13 protein-coding genes and 1 tRNA gene are annotated in these 21530 nt (G+C 65.0%); 10 read left to right on the top strand and 4 right to left on the bottom strand.

Features of this window, described 5'->3' with window-relative positions; genetic code table 11:
• The first annotated feature begins 32 nt into the window (after positions 1-32).
• On the top strand, positions 33-1646 hold the full coding sequence (gene aroKB / locus NMB41_RS22540) for a bifunctional shikimate kinase/3-dehydroquinate synthase AroKB (protein ID WP_494382893.1): 1614 nt from the start codon (positions 33-35) through the stop codon (positions 1644-1646).
• A 10-nt stretch (positions 1647-1656) separates the two neighbouring features.
• Positions 1657-2796, top strand: a complete 1140-nt coding sequence (locus NMB41_RS22535) for a deoxyguanosinetriphosphate triphosphohydrolase (protein WP_494380002.1) — start codon at positions 1657-1659, stop codon at positions 2794-2796.
• Between the two features lie 163 nt (positions 2797-2959).
• On the opposite strand, the gene mutY is transcribed toward NMB41_RS22535, so the two are convergent.
• The 3 genes from mutY to mutM are packed head-to-tail and all read right to left on the bottom strand — an operon-like array spanning position 2960 to position 6850.
• The gene (gene mutY / locus NMB41_RS22530) at positions 2960-4066 is read right to left on the bottom strand and encodes an A/G-specific adenine glycosylase (protein WP_494380001.1); all 1107 of its coding nucleotides are present in this window, start codon (positions 4064-4066) and stop codon (positions 2960-2962) included.
• Positions 4063-5982, bottom strand: coding sequence for a dynamin family protein (locus NMB41_RS22525; protein WP_494380000.1), 1920 nt, complete (start codon positions 5980-5982; stop codon positions 4063-4065). The genes mutY and NMB41_RS22525 overlap by 4 nt, the downstream gene beginning before the upstream one ends.
• Before the next feature lie 34 nt (positions 5983-6016).
• Positions 6017-6850 carry a bifunctional DNA-formamidopyrimidine glycosylase/DNA-(apurinic or apyrimidinic site) lyase gene (gene mutM, locus NMB41_RS22520; RefSeq protein WP_494379999.1) on the bottom strand — a complete coding sequence of 278 codons (834 nt, stop codon included), beginning with the start codon at positions 6848-6850 and terminating at the stop codon, positions 6017-6019.
• A 152-nt stretch (positions 6851-7002) separates the two neighbouring features.
• On the opposite strand from mutM, the gene NMB41_RS22515 reads away from it, so the two are divergent.
• From NMB41_RS22515 to NMB41_RS22490, 6 genes are all read left to right on the top strand, one after another.
• The gene (locus tag NMB41_RS22515; RefSeq protein WP_494379998.1) at positions 7003-8754 is read left to right on the top strand and encodes a tetratricopeptide repeat protein; all 1752 of its coding nucleotides are present in this window, start codon (positions 7003-7005) and stop codon (positions 8752-8754) included.
• A 74-nt stretch (positions 8755-8828) separates the two neighbouring features.
• Positions 8829-9446 (top strand): lipoprotein insertase outer membrane protein LolB, encoded by a 618-nt coding sequence (gene lolB, locus NMB41_RS22510; protein WP_494379997.1) that lies wholly within the window; start codon positions 8829-8831, stop codon positions 9444-9446.
• Between the two features lie 2 nt (positions 9447-9448).
• Positions 9449-10330, top strand: coding sequence for a 4-(cytidine 5'-diphospho)-2-C-methyl-D-erythritol kinase (gene ispE / locus NMB41_RS22505; RefSeq protein WP_494382892.1), 882 nt, complete (start codon positions 9449-9451; stop codon positions 10328-10330).
• A 66-nt stretch (positions 10331-10396) separates the two neighbouring features.
• Positions 10397-10473: transfer RNA gene (locus NMB41_RS22500), tRNA-Gln, on the top strand.
• 148 nt (positions 10474-10621) lie between these two features.
• Positions 10622-11572, top strand: a complete 951-nt coding sequence (locus tag NMB41_RS22495) for a ribose-phosphate pyrophosphokinase (protein WP_494379996.1) — start codon at positions 10622-10624, stop codon at positions 11570-11572.
• A gap of 192 nt (positions 11573-11764) precedes the next feature.
• On the top strand, positions 11765-12364 hold the full coding sequence (locus NMB41_RS22490) for a 50S ribosomal protein L25/general stress protein Ctc (protein ID WP_494379995.1): 600 nt from the start codon (positions 11765-11767) through the stop codon (positions 12362-12364).
• A gap of 95 nt (positions 12365-12459) precedes the next feature.
• Here the strand turns inward: NMB41_RS22490 and NMB41_RS22485 are convergent, their stop codons facing one another.
• Complete coding sequence (locus NMB41_RS22485; RefSeq protein ID WP_494379994.1) at positions 12460-13200, bottom strand: hypothetical protein; 741 nt, start codon at positions 13198-13200, stop codon at positions 12460-12462.
• Between the two features lie 133 nt (positions 13201-13333).
• On the opposite strand from NMB41_RS22485, the gene pth reads away from it, so the two are divergent.
• Positions 13334-13918: an aminoacyl-tRNA hydrolase gene (pth, locus tag NMB41_RS22480; RefSeq protein WP_494379993.1), complete on the top strand. Its 585-nt coding sequence runs from the start codon at positions 13334-13336 to the stop codon at positions 13916-13918.
• Positions 13919-15139: 1221 nt separating this feature from the next.
• Positions 15140-21520, top strand: coding sequence for a PKD domain-containing protein (locus tag NMB41_RS22475; RefSeq protein ID WP_494379992.1), 6381 nt, complete (start codon positions 15140-15142; stop codon positions 21518-21520).
• The last annotated feature ends 10 nt before the right edge of the window (positions 21521-21530 follow it).

Below are 21530 nucleotides of genomic sequence, written 5' to 3'. Positions count from 1 at the left end.
TGAAATCCGAAAATGTGTTTCTTGTCGGACTGATGGGGTCCGGCAAGACCACCATCGGCCGGATGCTGGCGCGCCGGCTGGGCAAGCGCTTTGTCGATTCCGACCATGCGATCGAGGCGCGCACCGGCGCCACGATCCCGTGGATCTTTGAAATCGAAGGGGAGGCGAGCTTTCGCCGGCGCGAAGCGGACATGATCCGCGAACTCACCAGCCAGCGCGGCATCGTGCTGGCCACCGGCGGCGGCGCCGTGCTCGACGCCGCCAGCCGCGCCCATCTCGCCGAACGCGGCACCGTCGTCTACCTGCGCGCCGGCATCGGCAGCATCCTGCAACGCACCTCGCACGACAAGAACCGCCCGCTGCTGCAGACGGCCGACCCGCGCAGGAAGCTCGAGGAATTGCTGGCCCAGCGCGAGCCGCTCTACCGCGAGATTGCCGACCTCGTCATCGATACCGGCCGTCCTAACGTACAATCGATGGTTCAGACAATTTTGGACCAGCTCGACGCGCTCAACACGGCGCGTTCGCGGCGTGCAAGGGCGGCATCGATGAATCAAACAGCAAACATCAATCTCAACGTCGAACTGGGCGAGCGCAGCTACCCGATCGCCATCGGCCCGGGCGTGCTCGACGACGCCGCGCTGCTGGCGCGCCAGATCGGCGGCAACAAGGTGGCGATCGTCACCAACACCACGGTCGCGCCCCTCTACCTGGACAAGGTCGCCGCGCCCCTGCGCGCGGCCGGCCGCGAGGTGGTCGAGATCATCCTTCCCGACGGCGAAGAGCACAAGCACTGGGGTTCGCTGATGCAGGTCTTCGACGCGCTGCTGGCCAACAAATGCGACCGCAAGACCACGCTCATCGCCCTGGGCGGCGGCGTGATCGGCGACCTGACGGGCTATGCGGCCGCCAGCTACATGCGCGGCGTGCCCTTCGTGCAGATTCCCACCACCTTGCTGGCGCAGGTCGATTCCTCGGTCGGCGGCAAGACCGGCATCAACCACCCGCTGGGCAAGAACATGATCGGCGCGTTCTACCAGCCGCGCGCGGTGCTGGCCGATACCAGCACCCTGTCGACCTTGCCAAGCCGCGAGCTGTCGGCGGGCCTGGCCGAAGTGATCAAGCATGGCGCCATCCTCGACGCCGAGTTCTTCGACTGGATCGAAGCGAACATCGAACGCCTGATGGCGGGCGACCCGGCTGCGCTGTCGCATGCGATCGCGCGCTCCTGCGAGATCAAGGCCGACGTCGTGCGCAAGGACGAACGCGAAGGCGGCCTGCGCGCCGTGCTGAACTTCGGCCACACCTTCGGCCACGCGATCGAAGCGGGCCTGGGCTACGGCGCCTGGCTGCATGGCGAAGCGGTCGGCTGCGGCATGGTGATGGCGGCCGACCTGTCGCGCCGGCTCGGCTTCATCGACGACGCGGCGCTCGAGCGCGTGCGCGCGCTGGTGCGGGCGGCCGGCCTGCCGGTGGTGGCGCCCGACCTCGGCATCGCGCGCTGGATCGAGCTGATGGAAGTGGACAAGAAGAACGAGGGCGGGGCGATCAAGTTCATCCTCCTCAAACCCCTGGGCAGCCCGAGCATCACCAGCGTGCCGCTCGAGCTGCTGCACGCCACCCTGGAAGCCTGCGTCCAACAGTGAGGAGCCGCGCATGATCGATTTCGACGCCCACCTGGCCCCGTATGCCGCGCATTCGAAGGGTTCGCGCGGGCGCCGTTTCGATGAGCCGGCGCCTGGCTCGCGCAGCGAATTCCAGCGCGACCGCGACCGCATCATCCACTCCACCGCTTTTCGCCGCCTCGAATACAAGACGCAAGTCTTCCTGAACCACGAGGGAGACCTGTTCCGCACGCGCCTGACGCATTCGATCGAGGTCGCGCAGATCGGCCGCACGCTGGCGCGCAGCCTGCGCCTGAACGAAGACCTGGTCGAAGCCTGCGCCCTGGCGCACGACCTCGGCCACACGCCTTTCGGCCACGTCGGCCAGGACGTGCTCAACGACTGCATGAAGGATTACGGCGGCTTCGAGCACAACCTGCAAAGCCTGCGCGTGGTGGACCACCTGGAAGAGCACTACGGCGCTTTCGACGGGCTGAACCTCACCTTCGAGACGCGCGAAGGCATCCTGAAGCACTGCTCGCTGAACAATGCGCGCACCCTCGGCGAGCTCGGCCAGCGCTTCCTCGACAAGACCCAGCCCAGCCTGGAAGCGCAGCTGACCAATCTCGCCGACGAGATCGCGTACAACAACCACGATATCGACGATGGCCTGCGTTCGGGCTTGCTGACGACCGAGCAGATGATGGAAGTGGATTTGTTCGCGCGCCACCGCCGGGCTGTGGAGGCCCAGTACCCCGGCCTGCCGGGCCGGCGCGCGCTGTACGAAACGATCCGCCTGATGATCACCGCGATGACGGCCGACCTGGTCGAGACCTCGGCCGCGCTGCTGGTCGATGCCGCGCCTTTGAGCATCGACGACGTGCGCGCCGCGCCGCCCCTGATCCGCTTTTCCGACACGATGCGCGCCGAGACGACAGCGTTAAAACGCTTCCTGTACGCGAACCTGTACCGCCACTTCAAGGTCAACCGCATGCGCGTCAAGGCCAGCCGCATCGTGCGCGAGCTGTTCGACGCTTTCATGACCGATCCGGTGCTGCTGCCGCCGGACTACCAGGTGGCATCAAGCGACGTGCACAAGCAGGCGCGCAAGATTGCCGATTACATTGCGGGGATGACGGACCGGTATGCGATCCGCGAGCACAAGCGGATTTTTTCGCTCGATGAGCTGTAAGGATTGGATGTTGTAGGGTGGGCACTCGTGCCCACGCGGTACGGCGGTCGATCATCGTTTCGGCGTCGTGCGGACACGTTTCGACCAATCACGCGCTCTACCGCGTGGGCTCGAGAGCCCACCCTACGTATAGAAATGTTCGCCGGCCGCGAGCCGGATGGCATCAGCTGAACAAGCTTGGCCGCGCCAGGTCGACGAGCAGCTTTTTCACTGGCGCGGGCAGGGCGGCATCACCGACCTCCGCCAGCTTCACCCACACGTAGCGCTCCGGCGTGACCCCGCGCGCGGCCAGCACCACCTTGTGCGGATAGATATGCAGTTTGTAGTGCGTGAACACATGCACCAGCGGCAGCAGCGCCTGCACTTCCTCGACCTCGCCAAACCCCTGCAAGCAAGCCGCCAGCGCCACGCCGCCATCGCGCGCGGTCTCGATGCCGACGTGTCCATCGACTTCCGGCAGCGACAGCAAGCCGCCCCAGATCCCGCTCGCCGGGCGCTGCTCGAGCAGCACATGGCCGTCGTGCACGACCACTAACATCTCGGCGCGCTTCTCGGGCGTGGCTTTCTTCGGTTTGCGCACCGGCAGTTCCTCGGTGCGGCCGGTGGCATAGGCCACGCAGCGCGCCTGCAACGGGCAGCGCGGGCAGTCCGGTTTCGAGCGCGTGCACAGCGTCGCGCCCAGATCCATCAGGCCCTGGGTGTAGGCTTCCATGCCCCCATCGAGCGGCAGGAGTGCCTCGGCGCGGCGCCACAAGCCGTCTTCGATGCGCTTTTCACCGGGATAGCCCTCGACCCCGAACACGCGCGCGAACACGCGCTTGACGTTGCCATCCAAAATGGCGGCGCGGGTGCCGTTCGAAAAGGCGGTGATCGCCGCGGCGGTCGAGCGGCCGATGCCGGGCAGGTCGGCCAGCAGCGCCGGGTCGGCCGGGAACTGGCCGCCGTATTCATCGACAACGCGCTTCGCGCAGGCGTGCAGGTTGCGCGCCCGCGTGTAGTAACCGAGCCCGCTCCAGTGCGCCATCACGTCCTCGATCGGCGCGCCAGCCAGATCCTGCACGGTCGGAAAACGCTCAAGGAAGCGCGCGTAATAGCCGAGCACTGCCGCCACCTGCGTCTGCTGCAGCATGATCTCGGAGAGCCAGACGCGGTAGGCGTCGCGCGTGTTCTGCCAGGGCAGGGCGTGGCGTCCGTGCGCGCGCTGCCAGTCGATGACGGCGCTTGAAAAGCTCGGATCGATCAGCTCATCGAATTCCGTCAAGCGCTTCACGCAGCCTCCCGCAGCGCCGGTTCGCCCAGTGCGGCGGCGACGGCGCCGTTCAGTGCCAGCAGGCGCCGGCGCTGCTGCTCGAGTTCGTCCTGGCTCCCTTCGAAAGCGGCGATCTTCTGCTCCAGGCTGTCGGTGGCGTCGTGGATGCGCTCGATGGATGACAGGCGGTGCCGCAGCTGCTCCTTGTGCTGGCGAATCTGCGTCTCGAGCGGTACCATGATCACCTTCAGCCAGGCCTCGACATCGGCGTTCGCGGCGCGGAAACTGCGGCGCACGCTCGAGACGATGGAGTCAAAAAAGCGTTCCAGCAGGGTGCTGCGGCTGGTCATGAAGAGGGTCGCGGTGCCGAACTGCTTGACGTAGAGCGCCTCGACCGCGGCGATCTCGTCGCGGTAGCGGGTCAGCGAGAGCGGCAGCGGCGGCGGCATGCTCAAGCCGTGTTCGGCGGCAAAGCCGCGCAGCATGGTGTCCATCAGGACGCCGATCTCGGCCACCTGTTCGCTGGCGGCCTCCAGGCTGATGCGGGCATTGTCGAAAAAGGCGCGGACCGGCGCGCGCATGCCGGTGGCAAAGCGCGAGGCCTGCAGCGCCAGGCGCACGGTCTCGGCCTGGCGCGCGACGGCATCCATGTCGAGCGTCGAATACAGTTCGGTCGACAGGCTGGCAAAGCGCGTACGCGCGCCCTGCAGGCGCATCAGGCCCGCATCGAAATCTTTTCGTTCGGCCTCGATGCGGCGCATCATGTGGGCCAGCACGTTCTGGTTTTTGCCGCGCAGGCTTTTCAGTTCCTGCAGCTGCTCGACCAGGCCGCGGCCGCGCGCAGCCAGGGCGCTAGCCTGCGCGCTTTCGAGTGCCGCCAGGTCGTCGCGCAGGGCGCTGCCGAGGATCGCTTTCTTTTGCGGGATCAGGCCATGCAGCAGCGCCGCTTCGAGTTCGCCCAGGCGGCTGCGTTCGAACAAATCCATGTCGCCCTGGATGCGGCCGACCAGCGCCTTTTGCGCCGACACCGGATACACCTGCTCCGGCGTCAAGCCAAGCTGCTGCGCCACGCTCCTTTGCTGGCGCGCGATCTCGGCTTCGTTTTCGGCCTCGCTGCGCAGCGCGTCCCACATCGCGTCGATCTTGTTGAGGACCACGATGCGGCCCGGCCCGGCGCCGATATGGGTGCGCCAGACTTCGATGTCGCTGCGCGTGACGCCGGTTTCGGCGGCGAGCACGAACAGCACCGCATGCGCGTTCGGGATCAGGTTCAGCGTCAGTTCGGGTTCGGTGCCGATCGCATTCAGGCCCGGCGTGTCGAGGATGACCAGGCCCTGTTTCAGCAGCGGATGCGGCAGGTTGATGATCGCATGGCGCCACTGCGAGATTTCGACCAGGCCGTCCTGGCCCAGCGCGTCGGCGAGCTCCGGGTCTTCCGGGTCGTACAGCCCGTAGCGCTGCGCTTCCTCGGGCGCCACGCGGCGCGTCATGCTGACCTGGCGGAAGCTTTCCGTCATGCGGTCGGGGGCGTCGAGGTCGAGCGGAATGACGGTCCAGGCGGAAGGGTCGTCGCGATAATCGCTGGTCGAGAGCTGCTGCGCGCGCGTTTCGATCGGCAGCAGGCGGATGCAGGGTTCCCAGGCGGCGTCGTACAGCAGCTCGGTCGGGCACATGGTGGTGCGGCCGGCGGAAGAGGGCAGGATGCGCTGGCCGTAGTCGGCAAAGAAGATCGCGTTGATCAGCTCGGATTTCCCGCGCGAGAATTCGGCCACAAAAGCCACCGACAGACGGTCGTCGCGCACCCGGGCAGCAGCCTGGGCGGCGCGCTGGGTGGTCGCCGCGTCCGACACGTCGAAGCTGGTGAGCGCGGCGCGGTAGTCGTCCAGCTTTGCAGCGATCGATGCGCGCCAGGCGCCGTATTCATTGATGTCTTGCATGGGTCCGCCTGCTTTCAAAATATAGCGTCTGGCCTTAGCGCTGGCAGGTGGCGCAGTAGAACGTCGACCGCTGCCCCTGCTTGATCTGGCGCACCGGCGCGCCACAGTTTCTGCAAGGCACTCCTGCACGATCATAGACGAAATACGTCTGCTGGAAATAGCCAGATTGACCATTCACGGCAATAAAGTCACGCAGTGTGCTGCCGCCCTGCACGATGGCGGCGGCCAGGATCTCGCGGATGGCGTCGGCGAGCTTGTCGTAGCGGGCGCGGCTGATGCGCGAGGCCGGCGTTTTCGGGCTGATGCCGGCCTTGAACAGGCTTTCGCAGGCGTAGATATTGCCCACGCCGACGACGATATCGCCCGCCAGCAGCACCTGCTTGATCGGCGCGCTGCGTTTTCGCGTTGCCTTGTGCAGCAGGGCGGCTGAAAAAGCGTCTTCCAGCGGCTCGACGCCGAGGCCGCGCAGCAGCACGTGCTGGTCGATGTCGCCATCGTCATGGGCGTGCCAGAGCACGGCGCCGAAGCGGCGCGGGTCGTGCAGGCGCAGTACCTGGGATTGCGCGCCGTCGCCCACGACCAGGTCGAAGTGATCGTGTTTCTTCAGCTCGGTCCCGAGCGGAAGCACGCGCAAATGGCCCGACATGCCCAGGTGGATGATGAGCGTGCCTGCGTCGAAACCGATCAACAGGTATTTACCGCGCCGGCCGACCTGCGTGATGCGCTGGCCGGCCAGGGAGACGGCCAGGTGGGCCGGGAAGGGCCAGCGCAGGCCCTCGCGCCGGAACACGACCTGTTCGACCACGCGGCCTTCGAGGTGGGGCGCGACGCCGCGCCGGGTCACTTCTACTTCGGGGAGTTCAGGCATGAAAATTTGACAAAATTCTTGTAAATCGTGGTGGGCTTGCGCACGCGCGACGGGGCTTGGGCGTAGAATCGAACATCATTCCACACCCTGGACTTGCCTTGAAAAACGCTTTCGTCATTGTAACCCTCTCCGGACTGCTGTCGGCGTGTGCTGTGGCGCCCCAACCGCAGCCTGTTGCAGGATCGGCGCAGACGGCTGCGGCGCAGGCCGAGGCCATGGAGCATGCGCAGGCCAAGTCCGAGCTCGACGCAAAAGCCGCGAGCGAGGCCGAACAGGCGCGCCTGCCGAAAGTCGAACTGACAAGCACCTTGCTGAACCAGCTGCTGCGCGCCGAATTCGCCTTCCGCCGCGGCGACTGGCAGGGCCCCTACCTGACGATGATGAGCCTGGCGCAGCAGACGCGCGATCCGCGCCTGGCACGCCGCGCCGCCGAAATGGCGCTGGCCGCGCGCCAGCCCGAAGACACCCTGGCCGCCGTGCGCCAGTGGCGCCAGATCGATCCGCAATCGGACGAAGCGACGCAGTACTATCTGGGGATGGTTATCCTGTCCGACAATATCTCGGACGCAGAAGAAATTTTCCGCAAGCGCCTGGAGGGCGCGCCGGCGCCGATGCGCGGCATCGTGCTTTATCAGGTGCAGCAATTGCTCTCGCGCGCCAAGGACAAGGAAGCGGGCGCGGCCATGCTGGAACGTGTGGTGGCGCCTTACCGAGGCACCTTCGAGGGGCATGTGGTGCTGGCGCAGGGCGCGCTCACCCGCGGCGACAAGGCAGGCGCAACGCGCGAGGCGCGCGCGGCACTGGCCCTGAAACCCGACTCCGAAATTGCCATCCTGACCCTGGCCCAGGCCGGCGAAAGCGAAACGCAGGTGCGCGACATGCTGGCGAAGTTCATCGCCGCCAATCCGAATGCGCGCGAAGTGCGGGCCGCGCATGCGCGCCTGCTCGTCAACGAAAAGCAGTTCGAGGCCGCGCGCACCGAATTCCTGCTGCTCGACAGCCAGCAACCCGACAACGTCACCACCCTCTACGCGCTCGGCGTGCTGTCGACCCAGCTGAACGACCCGGCGGGCGCGGAGCGCTATTTCACGCGCTTCGTCGACGTGCTCGGGCGTAATCCCGAGGACGAGCGCGATCCGTCGAAGGCGCTGTTCATCCTGTCGCAGCTGGCCGAAGAACGCGGCGACATCAAGGCCGCCGTCGGCTGGCTCGACAAGCTGCCCGAGGGCGACGAAAAATCCGCTTTCGGCGCCCAGTTGCGCCGCGCCCAGCTGCTCGGCAAGGGCGGCGACCTGCCGGCCGCGCGCCGCCTGCTCGCCTCGCTGAAACCGGCCGATCCGGGCGCCCAGGCCCAGGTGCTGGCCGCCGAAGCGCAGGTGCTGCGCGACGCCGGCCAGGCCGAGCAGGCATTCATATTGATGCAGGACGCCACCAAACGCTTCCCGGCCAACCCGGACTTGCTCTACGACTTCGCCCTGCTGGCCGAAAAGACCGGCCACCTCGAGGTCATGGAAAAGACCCTGCGCGACGTGATGCGCCTGGCGCCCGACAACCACCATGCCTACAACGCCCTCGGCTATTCGCTGGCCGAACGCAACGTGCGCCTCGAAGAAGCGCGCGCCCTGATCGAAAAGGCGCTGGGCATGGCGCCGGAAGATCCTTTCATCATGGACAGCATGGGCTGGGTGCAGTACCGCCTCGGCAACCTCGACGCCGCCGAAGCCCACCTGCGCCGCGCCTACGGCCTGCGCCGCGATCCGGAAATTGCGGTGCACCTGGGCGAAGTGCTGTGGCAGAAGGGCAAGCAGGCCGACGCCCAGAAGCTGTGGCGCGAAGCGCGCGCCAAAGACCCGCAGAACGACACGCTGCGCAGCACGCTGGCGCGCCTGCGCCTGTCGCTGTGAAATAATGGTCGAATAACACGGGCGGGCGTCGCCTTTTTTATTGGCCGCCTTTTTCATTTTTCCATTCCAGACCGATGCCGATCATTAATCGCTTATCCCTCCTCGTCCTTGCCGCCGCGCTCGCCGGCTGCGCCACCACCGCGACCGATTCGACCGGCGCCGCTCCTGGCGTTGCTGCCCAGGCCGCCGCCGCTTACCGCGACACCATCGAGCTCACCGGCCGCCTGCAAGTCAATTACCAGAAGGATGGCCAGCCGAACTCGATGAATGGCGGCTTCGAGTGGTCGCAGCGTCCCGGCCAGGTGGACGTCGCCTTCCTCAATCCTCTAAAACAGACGGTGGCGACGATCAGCGTCACGCCGCAGCAGGCCACCCTGACCGAAGCCGGGCGCGCACCGCGCAGCGCCGCCGACATCGACGCCCTGACGCGCCAGGCACTGGGCTGGTCGCTGCCGGTCTCCGGTCTGCGCGACTGGCTGCAGGGCTACGCGACCGACGCCGCCGGCAAGCGCTTCGCCGCCACGCCCGCCAACAACAGCGTCTTTACGCAAGACGGCTGGCGCCTGCGCTTCGTGTCCTGGCAGAACGGCAAGGACGGCGTTGCGATGCCGAGCAATATCGTGGCCGAACGCAGCGCCACCGCCAACAGCGACGAGCTGGCCTTGCGCATCATCATCGATCCGGCCGCGTGAAGATGCGGTCGTTGCACAATTGCCCGGCCCCGGCCAAGCTGAATCTGTTCCTGCACGTCGTTGGCCGCCGCGCCGACGGCTACCACTTGCTGCAAAGCGTGTTTCAACTCATCGAGCGCGGCGACACCCTGCATTTCGATGTCCGTGACGACGGCCGCATCCGCCGCACCAACGAGGTAGCGGGCGTGCCGGAAGAATCGGACCTGATCGTGCGCGCGCTGCGGCGCCTGGCCGATGCGTTCGAACAGCGCCACGGCCGCATGGCGCCCGGCATCGACGTCGCTGTCGACAAAATCCTGCCGATGGGCGGCGGGCTGGGCGGCGGTTCGTCCGATGCGGCGACCGCCCTGATGGCGGCAAACCACCTGTGGGATGCCGGCTTCGGCGATGAGGAGCTGATGGCGATCGGCCTGCCGCTGGGCGCCGACATTCCCTTCTTTATCTATGGCCGCACGGCCTTCGTCGAGGGCGTGGGGGAGGCGATGCAGCCGGTCGATGGACCCGACTGCTGGTATGTCGTGATCGAACCGGGCGTCTCGGTGCCGACCCCTGCAATTTTTACGGCAGAGGATTTGACGCGCGACACGAAGCCCGTTAGAATAGCGGACTTTCCTGCAGCACACTTATTAAGTGAGTTTGGGAAAAATGATTTGCAAGCAGTGGCGTCCCGTTTATTTCCGCCGGTAGCAGAGGCGATCGAATGGCTGGATCAGCACGGTGCGGCAAGGATGACTGGTTCGGGAGCGTGCGTGTTTTGCGCGGTACCGGATGAGGCACAGGCGGATCGGGTAATGGGGCAAGTTCCTTCAACCTGGCGAGCGTGGAAAGCCCGGTCCTTGCAGCGGCATCCGCTAAAATCGCTCTTGCAAAACAATGAGTTGTAGAATAAAATTTTGCCTGTTGCAGGGTTTGACGATGAGTTGAATGTTGCAGCAAGCTGTAAGTTGCGTAGGGGAATCGCCAAGCTGGTTAAGGCACTGGATTTTGATTCCAGCATACCAAGGTTCGAATCCTTGTTCCCCTGCCATTCGTTTTGTCCGACCTGTCGATGCGTATGTATCCAGCGGACGAATCGGGCGAGCCGCTCTCGCGGTCCAGCCTTTAAACGCATAGTCAGCCGGTACAGCCGGCTGATTGTTTTTCAAAAGTTTCAACGCTCTTCTCTCAGGACTCCCATGGCTTACGAAAACCTGATGGTTTTTACCGGCAACGCTAATCCGGCGCTAGCAGAAGGGGTCGCAAAAAGCCTCGGTATTCCTCTCGGTAAGGCAGTCGTCTCGAAATTCTCGGACGGCGAAGTCATGGTCGAAATCAATGAGAACGTGCGCGGCAAGGACGTCTTTGTCCTGCAGTCGACCTGTGCTCCGACCAACGACAGCCTGATGGAAATCATGCTGATGGTCGATGCCCTCAAACGCGCTTCGGCCGGCCGCATCACCGCCGCCATCCCATACTTTGGTTACGCCCGCCAGGACCGCCGCCCACGCTCGGCGCGTGTCGCCATCTCGGCCAAGGTCGTTGCCAACATGCTCGAAGAAGCCGGCGTCGAACGCGTCCTGATCATGGACTTGCACGCCGACCAGATCCAGGGCTTCTTCGACATCCCGGTCGACAACATCTACGCATCGCCTCTGCTGCTGGGTGACCTGCAAAAGCGCAACTACGACGACCTGCTGGTCGTGTCGCCCGACGTCGGCGGCGTGGTGCGTGCCCGTGCCCTGGCCAAGCGCCTCGGCTGCGACCTGGCGATCATCGACAAGCGCCGCCCGAAGGCGAACGTGTCGGAAGTCATGAACATCATCGGCGAAGTCGAAGGCCGCAACTGCGTCATCATGGATGACATGGTCGACACCGCCGGCACGCTGTGCAAGGCCGCCGAAGTCTTGAAAGAGCGCGGCGCCAAGAAGGTTGTTGCTTACTGCACGCACCCGGTCCTGTCGGGCCCGGCCATCGAGCGTATCTCGAATTCGCCGCTGGACGAGCTGGTCGTCACCGATACGATCCCGCTGAGCGCCGAAGGCCAGGCTTGCGGCAAGATCCGCCAGCTGACCTGTGCTCCGCTGCTGGCCGAAACGTTCAAGCGTATCGTCAAGGGCGACTCCGTGATGTCGCTGTTCGTCGACTAAGCAAGACAAGCATTAGCAAGCGGCGCGCCCGGCTCCCAGCCCGGCGCGCCGTTGTACCGTTCGAAGAATTCGTTTTTTCTTGAGTGCGTAATGTAGCGCTCAGCCAAGCCAGCCCCTGGTCGCGGGGGCGGGCACCACCGGGAAATCGGGCAGGAACGTCCTGCATGCGATCCCAAACTTATGGAGTTTCACATGAAAGTAGTTGCATTCAACCGCACCCTGCAGGGCACCGGAGCGAGCCGCCGCCTGCGCAAGGCTGGCCAGACCCCAGGCATCATCTACGGTGGCCCCGCTGCCCCGGTCCTGATCGCCCTGGACGGCAACGCCCTGTGGCACGCGCTCAAGAAAGAAGCATTCCACGGTTCCGTGCTGGACCTCGAAATCGACGGCGCCACCCAGCAAGTCCTGCTGCGTGACTTCCAGATGCACGCATACAAGCAACTGGTCCTGCACGCTGACTTCCAGCGCGTCGACGCTTCGCAGCCGATCCACACCAAGGTCGCCCTGCACTTCATCAACGCCGAGACCTCGCCAGCCGTCAAGCTGAGCGCAGCCGTCATCTCGCACGTGCTGAACGAGCTGGACGTGTCCTGCCTGCCAGGCAAGCTGCCTGAGTTCATCGAAGTCGACCTGGCCAACCTGGAAGCCGGCCAGTCGATCCACAGCGATGACCTGAAGCTGCCAGAAGGCGTGACCGCGCTGACCCACGGCCAGAACCTGACCATCGTCACCTCGTCGATCCCACGCGGCGCCATTGCTGCTGACGCTGCTGAGGCCGAAGAGAAGAAGTAATTTTTCATTCGCCGCGCAAGCGGCGATAGAAAGCCCCGTCACCACTGTGGTGCCGGGGCTTTTCTTTTTTTGTCCAGCGCGGCGCCCGGCCCTGCTTAACGCACGGGAACCAGTTTCACTTCCATATCGGAGCCCATTTTGGCGCCCCCAAGCCCGACCCACACTGTCGAGGGCTTGCCGGTCTTGCTTACGTTCATATATACGTCCGTATACAGCACGCCGGGTTCGCAGAAGTCGTCGGCCGGACAGCTCAGCTCGGCCGCCCGCTCCACTTTTCCGGTCGTAATATTCACTGCTTGGATCCGGCGCATGAGTACGCGTTCCTCATCCATTTCATAGATGCCGAGATACATGTGGCGCTCGCTGTGCTGCCACATCGGCACCTCCATCTTGCCGGTGAGCGTTTCCTTGCCGGTGTTGTCCATCCTGCCCACTGTCTTGAGCGTCACCTCGTAGCCTGCCTTCCCGTTCCGCCAAGTGCCCCCGAGGCCACCGGGGACGGGCTTCAGGGCGAACGGGCAGGGATCCGTGCGCAGCGCCTTGTTCATATCCGGATTGTGTCCGGTGATCAAGCGCAGGTCCTGTACCTCGCACAGGCGCAGGCTGCCGTCCGGCTGCTGCGTTCCGTGCAGCGCTATCGGGATGCGCCGGGCGTCGTAGTAATAGCTTCCGACCACCTTGCCGCGTTCCTGGGGGTCGCTCCAGCTACGTGCCTGGATCGACACGTGGATCGGGTAGCTTCCCAGCATGCCTTCGTAATTCGTCACCTGATACCACCCGGCCAGGGCAGGCGAGCTTGCAAGGCAGAGCGTGATTGCTGTGAGGGTGCGTTTCATCGTCATCGGCAGGAATGAATTGCTTTCAGGATACATCAACTTGCCGGCCTTACCTCGTTCACAGGCACTGGCCGACAACGCCCGCTCACTGGCGCTTTCGGCGATAATCCTCTTTTTCCTGACGCGACCGCTAATGTCTATCCGCCTCATCGTCGGCCTCGGCAACCCTGGCCCCGACTACGAACAAACCCGCCACAATGCCGGCTTCTGGCTGGTCGACAACCTCGCCAACAGCCTGCCGGGCTGCCGCCTGCAGCGCGAAAGCCGTTTCAATGCGCTGATGGCGAAAACCTCGATTGGCGGCAACGAAGTCTGGCTGCTCGAGCCCCTGACCTTCATGAACCGCTCCGGCCAGTCGGTCGGCGCACTGGCGCGCTTTTATAAAATCAACCCGGACGAAGTGCTGGTCGTGCACGACGAGCTCGACCTGATGCCGGGCGTGGCGAAGCTGAAAAAGGGTGGCTCCTCGGGCGGCCACAACGGTTTAAAGGACATCACCTCAGCCCTCGGCACCCAGGAATACTGGCGCCTGCGCCTGGGCATCGGCCACCCGCGCAGCCTGAGCCTGCAGCAGGGCGTGGCCGATTTCGTGCTGCACCGCCCGCGCAAGGACGAGCAGTCGCTGATCGAGGAATCGATCGACAAGGCGCTGCGCATCATTCCGCTCGTCGTCGACGGCAAACTCGATACGGCAACCATGCAGCTGCACACGGCCTGAGGCCAGGGACCCGGCCTGCGCCGTAGACGGAGCACGCTTCGTCGGCGCGCCCGGACGCACTGGGCAAACACGTAATCCATCACCTCGTGGCGCGGCGTGCAGCCGCCGGTCTTGTCGAACTGCCAGTGCCAATTCGGCGCTGCGTTAAAGTGCTCGACACCAGTCTCATTGCTGCAATATCGCCACGTCGACCTAATGCACCCAGCATGAAACAAAGGTTCGATAGCCGGCAACTGCCACCTCCGTTTCACGATTCTTCCGCTGCATTATCCTGCCAATGCCCGCCGATTATCGGTGGCCATAAACGGCAGGATCCATTCAATGTGAAGCAGGACGGCCACGGCGCCGCATTTGTTTCATCAGCCGACATAAATGCGTGAATTAATCCTGCCGTAGCACTAATAGCGTGTGCGTTGTTATTACCCGTTTCGGGTAACCGGCTTTGGAGCGCCTAATAAAACCGTTATGGCGGCGTTGCAACGCCTGGCCCTGAGGGGTTAGTCAGACGCTCTTTAGCCTGCGAAATTGCCGCAAACACGGCGGACGCGCTCCCCTAGCAAAAAGAACAGCTTGCCAATCCGTTCAAGGCGTGACCGGACCTTCGGTCGGCGGCCCGCGCCGGGTCCGGGGTGGCCGGTCGCGCCGGTACGCTGCACAGAGGGAGGAAGCTGCCTGCTTGCATTTCGACACTACGGACGTCGTTCCCGTCCCGCGGAGCTCGCTGGGGGTTAAAACAGCGCGCTTTCTAATAAGAAATGTTTTGTTGACAGGAAATTTATTGTAAATATATACTCCTTCGTATATTTATTCCAAAGCGAAAAAAGACCCAAGCCGTCGCTTGCGCGCCAGGCCCCGGCCAATAAGAACGAAGAATCGAGATTCAGTGACTGGCAGCGCGCTTTCGGTAATTCGCATTCCGCTGCCCAGATTATGCCGCACGCATTACCAGCACCACACATGCATTGAACAGAGTGGCAGCAAGCATCGGATCAAGTATTAAGGCTAGCGCCTGGGTATTACCAGGGCATCACCACCGCACCTGATCAGGTGCAATTCCTTTAATTTATTTGGATGCATCGATCTATGGACACAAGCGCCGCCCGGTTCGAACAATACTTGCTCGTACCGGCCAATCCGGGATTCGTTGGCAGACTCATCGCGATGTGCCGGCGGGTAATGCTCGTTGTCCTTCTTTGCGTCCAGTTGCCGGCGGCTGCGGGTGTGAATACCGGACTGGTCGGTGACGACGTGGCGGCCGGTCCGTTCCCGATCGGCTTTGCCTTCAATTATTACGGCACCACCCGGACCCAGTTCTACGCCACCACCAACGGTCTGCTGCAATTCGGTTCGCCGACCAATGCCTACTCGAACAGCTGCCTGCCAGGCTTGCCCAACACGATCCTGGCATTCTGGGACGACCTGCGCACCGACGTCAGCGGCCAGCCCAGCGGCAAGATCGAGTACCAGACCATCGGCGTCGCGCCCAACCGCAAGCTGGTGGTGCAGTGGACCAACCAGTTCTTCTACGGTTCGAACCTGCCGATGGGCACGTTCCAGGTAGTCCTGTTCGAAGGCTCCAACGAAATCAAGCTGCAGTACCGCTACCTGCGCGAAGCGCTGAGCACCGGCGGCAGCGCCACCATCGGCATCCAGGGCGCGGGTTTGCAGTCGGTCCAGCTGGGATGCAACACCGCCAATGCAATCGCGCCGGAGCAGGCGGTGTCGTTCACGCCGGACGCCACCGGCCAGAACTACCAGATGAACACGGCCGCCCCCTACGACTTCATCGACATCTCGGGTCTGACACCCGAGCCGCCATCGGTCATCGCCCGTTTCGTCAAGACGGCGCCAGGCTGGAGCTGGGCGCGCATCCCCGAGCTGACGACGTACCAGATCGAGATCCAGACCGACGCGGGCGAACTGGTGCGCACGGAAACCATCGGTGACGTCGGCTCCTACACGTGGAGTGAGGGTTTTGAAGCCGGCAAGACCTACCGTGCCCGGGTCAGGGGCAGCGTGAACAATGGCGGCACCTGGGAGCTCTGGTCGGGACTGAGCCAAGCCGTCACCATCGACCAGGTCCTTCCGGCCGGGCAGATATTCCCCGCGCTGCAGGTCGGGCCGACCTCGGTCGAGTGGCGCTTCAGCGGCAGCGATGCGCTCAGCGGCGTCGATACCATCCGCCTGCAGGTAGCGTCCAGCGCAGCCTTCGACAACCTGGTCCTCGACCAGGTGCTGTCCGCCGGTTCGACCAGCTATACCTATGCCGGCGCCGTTCCCGGCCAGCGGCTGTACGGGCGCATCAGGGTGACCGACAAGGCCGGCAACACGATCGAGTCCGCTGCCGTCGACCTGCTGGTTCTGCCACCACCGAGCGCGGATTTCAATCCGAGTACGCTGGGCGGGGAAGCGCCGCTGGACGTCACGTTCCAGAACACGACGACCGGGACCGCGACGGCCTACCTGTGGAATTTCGGCGATGGCCGCACCAGCACCGCGGCCAGCCCGGCGCTGCGTTTCCGCCAGCCCGGCACCTATACCGTGGTGCTGCGCGCCACCGGGGTGGGCGGCGTTACCGAAGCGACCAAGGTAGTGACGGTCACGCCCGACGTCACGGTCCCGGCGATCGGCCCGCTGGCCGTCAACGGGCTGCCGGCCGGCGCCACGCTCTCGGTGCTGCAGAACACGCTGCTGTCGTTCACCGCCAGCGACGCCAACGACCTGCAATCGCTCGCCGCCACCCTCTCCGGACAGGCGATTGCGCTCAGTAATCTCGGCAACGGCAGCTACCAGCTGACGATCGACCCGCTTCTCTACGCGAATGGCACCTATGTGCTGGTCGTGACGGGCAAGGACACGGCGGGCAACGAAGCCAGTGCCCAGCTCGAGGTGGTCATCAGCCTGCCGCCGCCCGCCGCACCAAGCATTACCGCGCCGACTCCCAACCTGCGCACCAACCAGCCTGTGTTGTCCGTCAGCGGCAGCACGCCGGCCGGTACCGAAGCGCAGTTATTGCTCAACGGCGTGGCGCAGGGCGAGTGGGTGGCAGTGGCCAACGGCCGCTTCACGGCGCCGCTGACACTCAGCGAAGGCGCCAACCGCATCAGCGCAGTGGTGCGCAACAACCGCGGCACCAGCGTCCAGAGCGCCGAGCTGCTGGTCACGCTCAATACATCGAAGCCGAATGGCCCGACCGGCCTGAATGCGGTCTCGCAAGCCCAGGGCAAGGTGCGCCTGACCTGGAGCGCTTCGGCCGACGCGGCCTCGGTCGGCAATGCCGTGTACCGTTCGGCTTCGCCGTTCGACTCGGCGGCGCAGGCCATTCGCCTGGGCACGACCGCGGCCGGCGCCACCAGTTTCGAGGACATCCCGGCTGCCGACGGCGCTTACTATTACCGCGTCGCCTCCGTCAACGACCTGGGCACGCTCAGTACCTTCTCCAACAGCGTGCAGGGCAGTGCAGATTCGACCGCGCCGCGCGCGCTCTCGATCGTCTACACCTCGCTGGGCAGGACCGATCCGGCCACCGGCCGTATGGGCCAGGGCCGCGTGGACCTGGTCGCGACGCTGAGCGAACCCTTGCTGGTGCCGCCTTACCTGTCGATCGTCCCGCAAGGCGGCACGCCGATCCCTGTCGAGCTGAGCAAGACGGGCGACACCACCTATGCCGGCAGCTTCCTGATCGATGCGAACACCCCATCGGGCACGGCCAATGCGCTGTTCTCGGCCCGCGACGGGGTCGGTAACCGCGGCACCGACATCAATGCCGGCGCCACGCTGAAGATCGAAACGGATGGACCGGCGCTGTCGAACATCGTCATCAATCCGGTGGCGCCGATCCGCAACGACAGCGCGCAAGCCGTCACCGCTACCTTCACCTTCAGCAAGGCGCCGGCCGCCGCGCCGCAGGTGCGCTACCTGCTTTCCGGCCCTGTGCGTACGCCCGTGGCCGTGGGCGCGCTGGCGCAAGTCAACCCGACCACCTACACCGCCAGCTTCACGCTGCCGGCCGACGCGGGCCTGGGCAGCCCGGAGTCGCTGAGCTTCAGCATGCAGGCGCGCGACGACCTGGACAATGTCTCGACCAAAGTCCCGGCCTTCAACCGCTTCCAGGTCTACCAGGGCGAGCTGCCACCGCTGAACGTCCCGTTTGCCCTCACGGCCAAAGCCCAGCCGGGCGGAAAAATCAAGCTCACCTGGCAGGCCGTCGACGAGGCGGCCAGCTATCAGCTCTATCGCCAGGCCCCGGGCCAGGACACGCTGCAGACGCTGGCCCGCACCGGCGGCGTCGACTACGTCGACCAGACTCCGCGCGACGGCCTGCATAAATACACGATCGCCACCGTGCGTACCTCGAACGGCCAGGAATCGGTCTCGGGCCAAAGTGCCCCGGTCGAAGCGACCGCGATCGCCAACGGCCCCGGCGCGCCGCAAAACCTGGCCTTGCAGGTGACCGGCCAGGGTATCTACGCCACCTGGCAGGCGCCGCTCGCCAGTAACGTCGACTACTACAACCTGTACCGTGCAAGCGGCAGCAGCATCACCAGCATCGACGGCCTGACGCCGCTCAAGACCCGCATCAAGAACCCGGTTGCCTACGACACCAGCCCGTCGCCTGCGCAAGGCGCGTACGTGGTAACCGCGGTCGACGCCGCGGGCAACGAGTCGGCCATCTCCAACTCGGCCTACCTGAACGCCAGCCTGCTGCCGGTACGCCAGCTGAAGGTCGAGCAGATCGGCAATGCGCTGCCGGTGATCAGCTGGAGCGCGCCGAACGGCAACGTCGCCGGCTACCTCGTGTATGTCGGCCCCGACAACGCCAAGGTCAAGCTGACGCCAAATCCGATCGGCGCCACGACCCTGACCGATACCGGCTACACGGCCGGCGAGCGGCGCTATACGGTGGCATCGGTCGACGCCAACGGGGTGGAACTGCCGCGCAGCGTCGTGCTGCCGCGTGTCGGCACCCAGATTGCAGCCGGCCTGCCGATCAAGCGCGGCATGATGAACAAGCTGCAGCTGCAAGTGGCCAACACCTCCGGCGCCGCGCTGGCCGAAGTGCGGGTCGTGGTGCGCCTGCCGATCGACCGCGACGCTACCCAGTTCAAGGACCACAAGTCGGAGCCGTTCGCGCTGGCGCCGAACGAAACCCGCCTGGTGCCGGTGATCGTCGGCGGCTATGCCGAGCTGGCCGGCGCGCCGCTGGCCCAGGTTGGGGTCGAGATCGTGCCGGATGAAGATGGCCTGGTCCGCATTGCCGCCAGCCAGAGCGTCGAGGTAACCGAAGGCGCCCTGGTGGTCGGCATGGCGACCGACGAATTCACCCGCGGCGGCACCGGCAAAGTAAAGCTGACGATCGAGAACACCGGCGAGGTGGATATCGAACTGCTGACCGCGACTGCGAATGGCGCCGGTAACTCGAGCGAGCTGCGCTTCAAGCTGCTCGACGCCGACGGCAACGTGCTGGCGACCCAGCCGTACAAGCAGGTATTCGGCGCCAACGTCGTGACCCTGCCGAACGGCCAGACCGTGGCCCGCATCCCGGCCGGCAGCAGCTATGTGTCGGACGTGTTCGAAGTGAACGTGCCGGCCTCGAGCCCGGCCGGCATCCGCGTCAGGCTTGACGTCGACAAACTGCGCTACCACAGCGGCCAGCCGGACGAAGTGCAGATTGCGGGACGTGGGTCGGAGCGCAGTGTGTCGCTGGTGGACACCGCCTACGTCGGCGACGTGACCGACGTAAGCCCGATCAGTTCGTTCGGCGACCAGGACGTGGTGATCACGGGACGCGCGCTCGACCGCACCGGCCGTGCGCCGCTGCCGAATACCCGCCTGAAGCTGATCCTCAACCAGCAGGGCTTCGAGCGCTCGTTCCAGGTGATCACTGATGGTGCGGGCAATTTCGTCTACACCTTCAAGCCGACCGTCACCGACGCCGGCCTGTACAAGGTCAGCGCAGTACACCCGAGCATTACCGACCGCCCGGAGCAGAAGGCCTTCACGATCAACCGCGTCACCATCGGCCCGACGCCGTTCCGCATCGACGTGCCGAAGAATTATCCGTTCACGGTGCCGTTCACGGCCAAGGCCGGCGCCGGCACTGCCGCCACAGACCTGCGCCTGACGCTCGACGCGGCTAGCCAGCCGACCGGCCAGATCCCGGCCGGCATCAACGTCCAGCTGCCGCCGCCGGTCACGCTGGCCGAGCGCCAAACGCTGAACGTGCCGGTGGTCTTCAGCGCCAACAACGACGCCCAGCCATCGGGCAGCCTGATCTTCAATGTGCTCAGCGCCGAGCATCCGACGTCGCCGCTGGGCCAGGTGACGCTCAGCTACCAGCTGTCGGAAGCCAAGCCTTTCCTGGTCAGCACCCCGAGCTTCGTCGAAACCGGCCTGGCGCAGGGCAGTACCCAGGTCGAGACGGTCACGCTGAAGAACAATGGCCTGCAAGAGGCGCTGAACCTGCGCCTGAGCTTGAGCCGCGCCGACGGCAGCCCGACGCCGGCCTGGGCGGCGATCGCCAGCCAGGCCAACGGCACGCTCGACATCGGCGCCAGCCGCCCGGTCGACCTGAACTTCATGCCGCCGGCCGACCTTGCCGCCGGGGTGTACGAATTCCGGCTCAATGTCGAAGGCGACAACCTGCCGCCGCAGGCCATCAACGTCTACGTCAGCCTCAGCCAGAGCGGGCAGGGCAGCGTGCTGTTCAAGGCGGCCGACATCTATACCGCCACCGTGGGCAAGGACGGCAACCTGATCGCCGGCCTGGCCGGTGCCAGCATCACGCTGCAGAACGAGGACGTGCCGACCATTAGCCACGAACTCGTGACCGACAGCCTGGGCGAGGCACTGTTCCAGAACATCCCGGCCGGCAGCTACAAGTTCCGCGCCCGCGCCACGAATCACCAGGAGGCTGGCGGCCGCCTCCTGATCAAGCCGGGCATCACGGCCAACCAGTCCCTGTTCATCGACTACAACCTGATCACGGTGGAGTGGAGCGTGCGCGAGATCTCGATCCAGGACCGCTACGAGATCACGCTCAACGCGACCTTCGAGACGGATGTACCGGCTGCCGTGGTGGTCATGCAGCCGGCCAGCGTCAACCTGCCGAAGATGAATGTCGGCGACGTCTACTACGGCGAGCTGACCCTGACCAACTATGGCCTGATCCGCGCCGACAACGTCAAGCAGCAGCTGCCGACCAGCGACGGCATGTTCCGCTACGAATTCCTGGTGGACGTGCCGCCGGTACTGGCAGCCAAGCAGCGCATCACGGTGCCGTATCGCGTGGTCGCCCTGCAGGCGCTCGACGGCAGCAGCAGCGCGAATGCCTCGGGCGGCGGTTGCTACAACTACAGCAACCTGCTGCGCGTGACCTGCGACTTCCGTTGCGCCAACGGTTCGACTTCCGGCTGCGGCGCCTCCACCGCCTGGTTCTCGGCCAGTAACAGCTCCTGCCCGGGCAGCGGTGGTGGTGCCTGGGGCGGCTGGGCCGGCTGGGGCGGCAGCGGTGGCAGCAGCGGCGGCTCGGGCAGCACGACGATCAAGCTGCCGGAAAAGAAATGCGTGTACGTGCCCAAGGGCGGAACCAAATGCGACTGATAAAAAAACC

The organism is Massilia sp. FBCC-B171 (genome assembly GCF_059134155.1).
This window is presented reverse-complemented; position numbering and strand designations above follow the sequence as displayed.

What these genes read in the sequence shown, in the direction of transcription:
- aroKB (WP_494382893.1), top strand. Translation starts at nt 33, where the DNA reads ATGGGGTCCGGCAAGACCACCATCGGCCGGATGCTGGCGCGCCGGCTG.
- NMB41_RS22535 (WP_494380002.1), top strand. Translation starts at nt 1,657, where the DNA reads ATGATCGATTTCGACGCCCACCTGGCCCCGTATGCCGCGCATTCGAAG.
- NMB41_RS22525 (WP_494380000.1), bottom strand. Translation starts at nt 5,982, where the DNA reads ATGCAAGACATCAATGAATACGGCGCCTGGCGCGCATCGATCGCTGCA.
- mutM (WP_494379999.1), bottom strand. Translation starts at nt 6,850, where the DNA reads ATGCCTGAACTCCCCGAAGTAGAAGTGACCCGGCGCGGCGTCGCGCCC.
- lolB (WP_494379997.1), top strand. Translation starts at nt 8,829, where the DNA reads ATGCCGATCATTAATCGCTTATCCCTCCTCGTCCTTGCCGCCGCGCTC.
- ispE (WP_494382892.1), top strand. Translation starts at nt 9,449, where the DNA reads ATGCGGTCGTTGCACAATTGCCCGGCCCCGGCCAAGCTGAATCTGTTC.
- NMB41_RS22495 (WP_494379996.1), top strand. Translation starts at nt 10,622, where the DNA reads ATGGCTTACGAAAACCTGATGGTTTTTACCGGCAACGCTAATCCGGCG.
- NMB41_RS22490 (WP_494379995.1), top strand. Translation starts at nt 11,765, where the DNA reads ATGAAAGTAGTTGCATTCAACCGCACCCTGCAGGGCACCGGAGCGAGC.
- NMB41_RS22485 (WP_494379994.1), bottom strand. Translation starts at nt 13,200, where the DNA reads ATGAAACGCACCCTCACAGCAATCACGCTCTGCCTTGCAAGCTCGCCT.
- pth (WP_494379993.1), top strand. Translation starts at nt 13,334, where the DNA reads ATGTCTATCCGCCTCATCGTCGGCCTCGGCAACCCTGGCCCCGACTAC.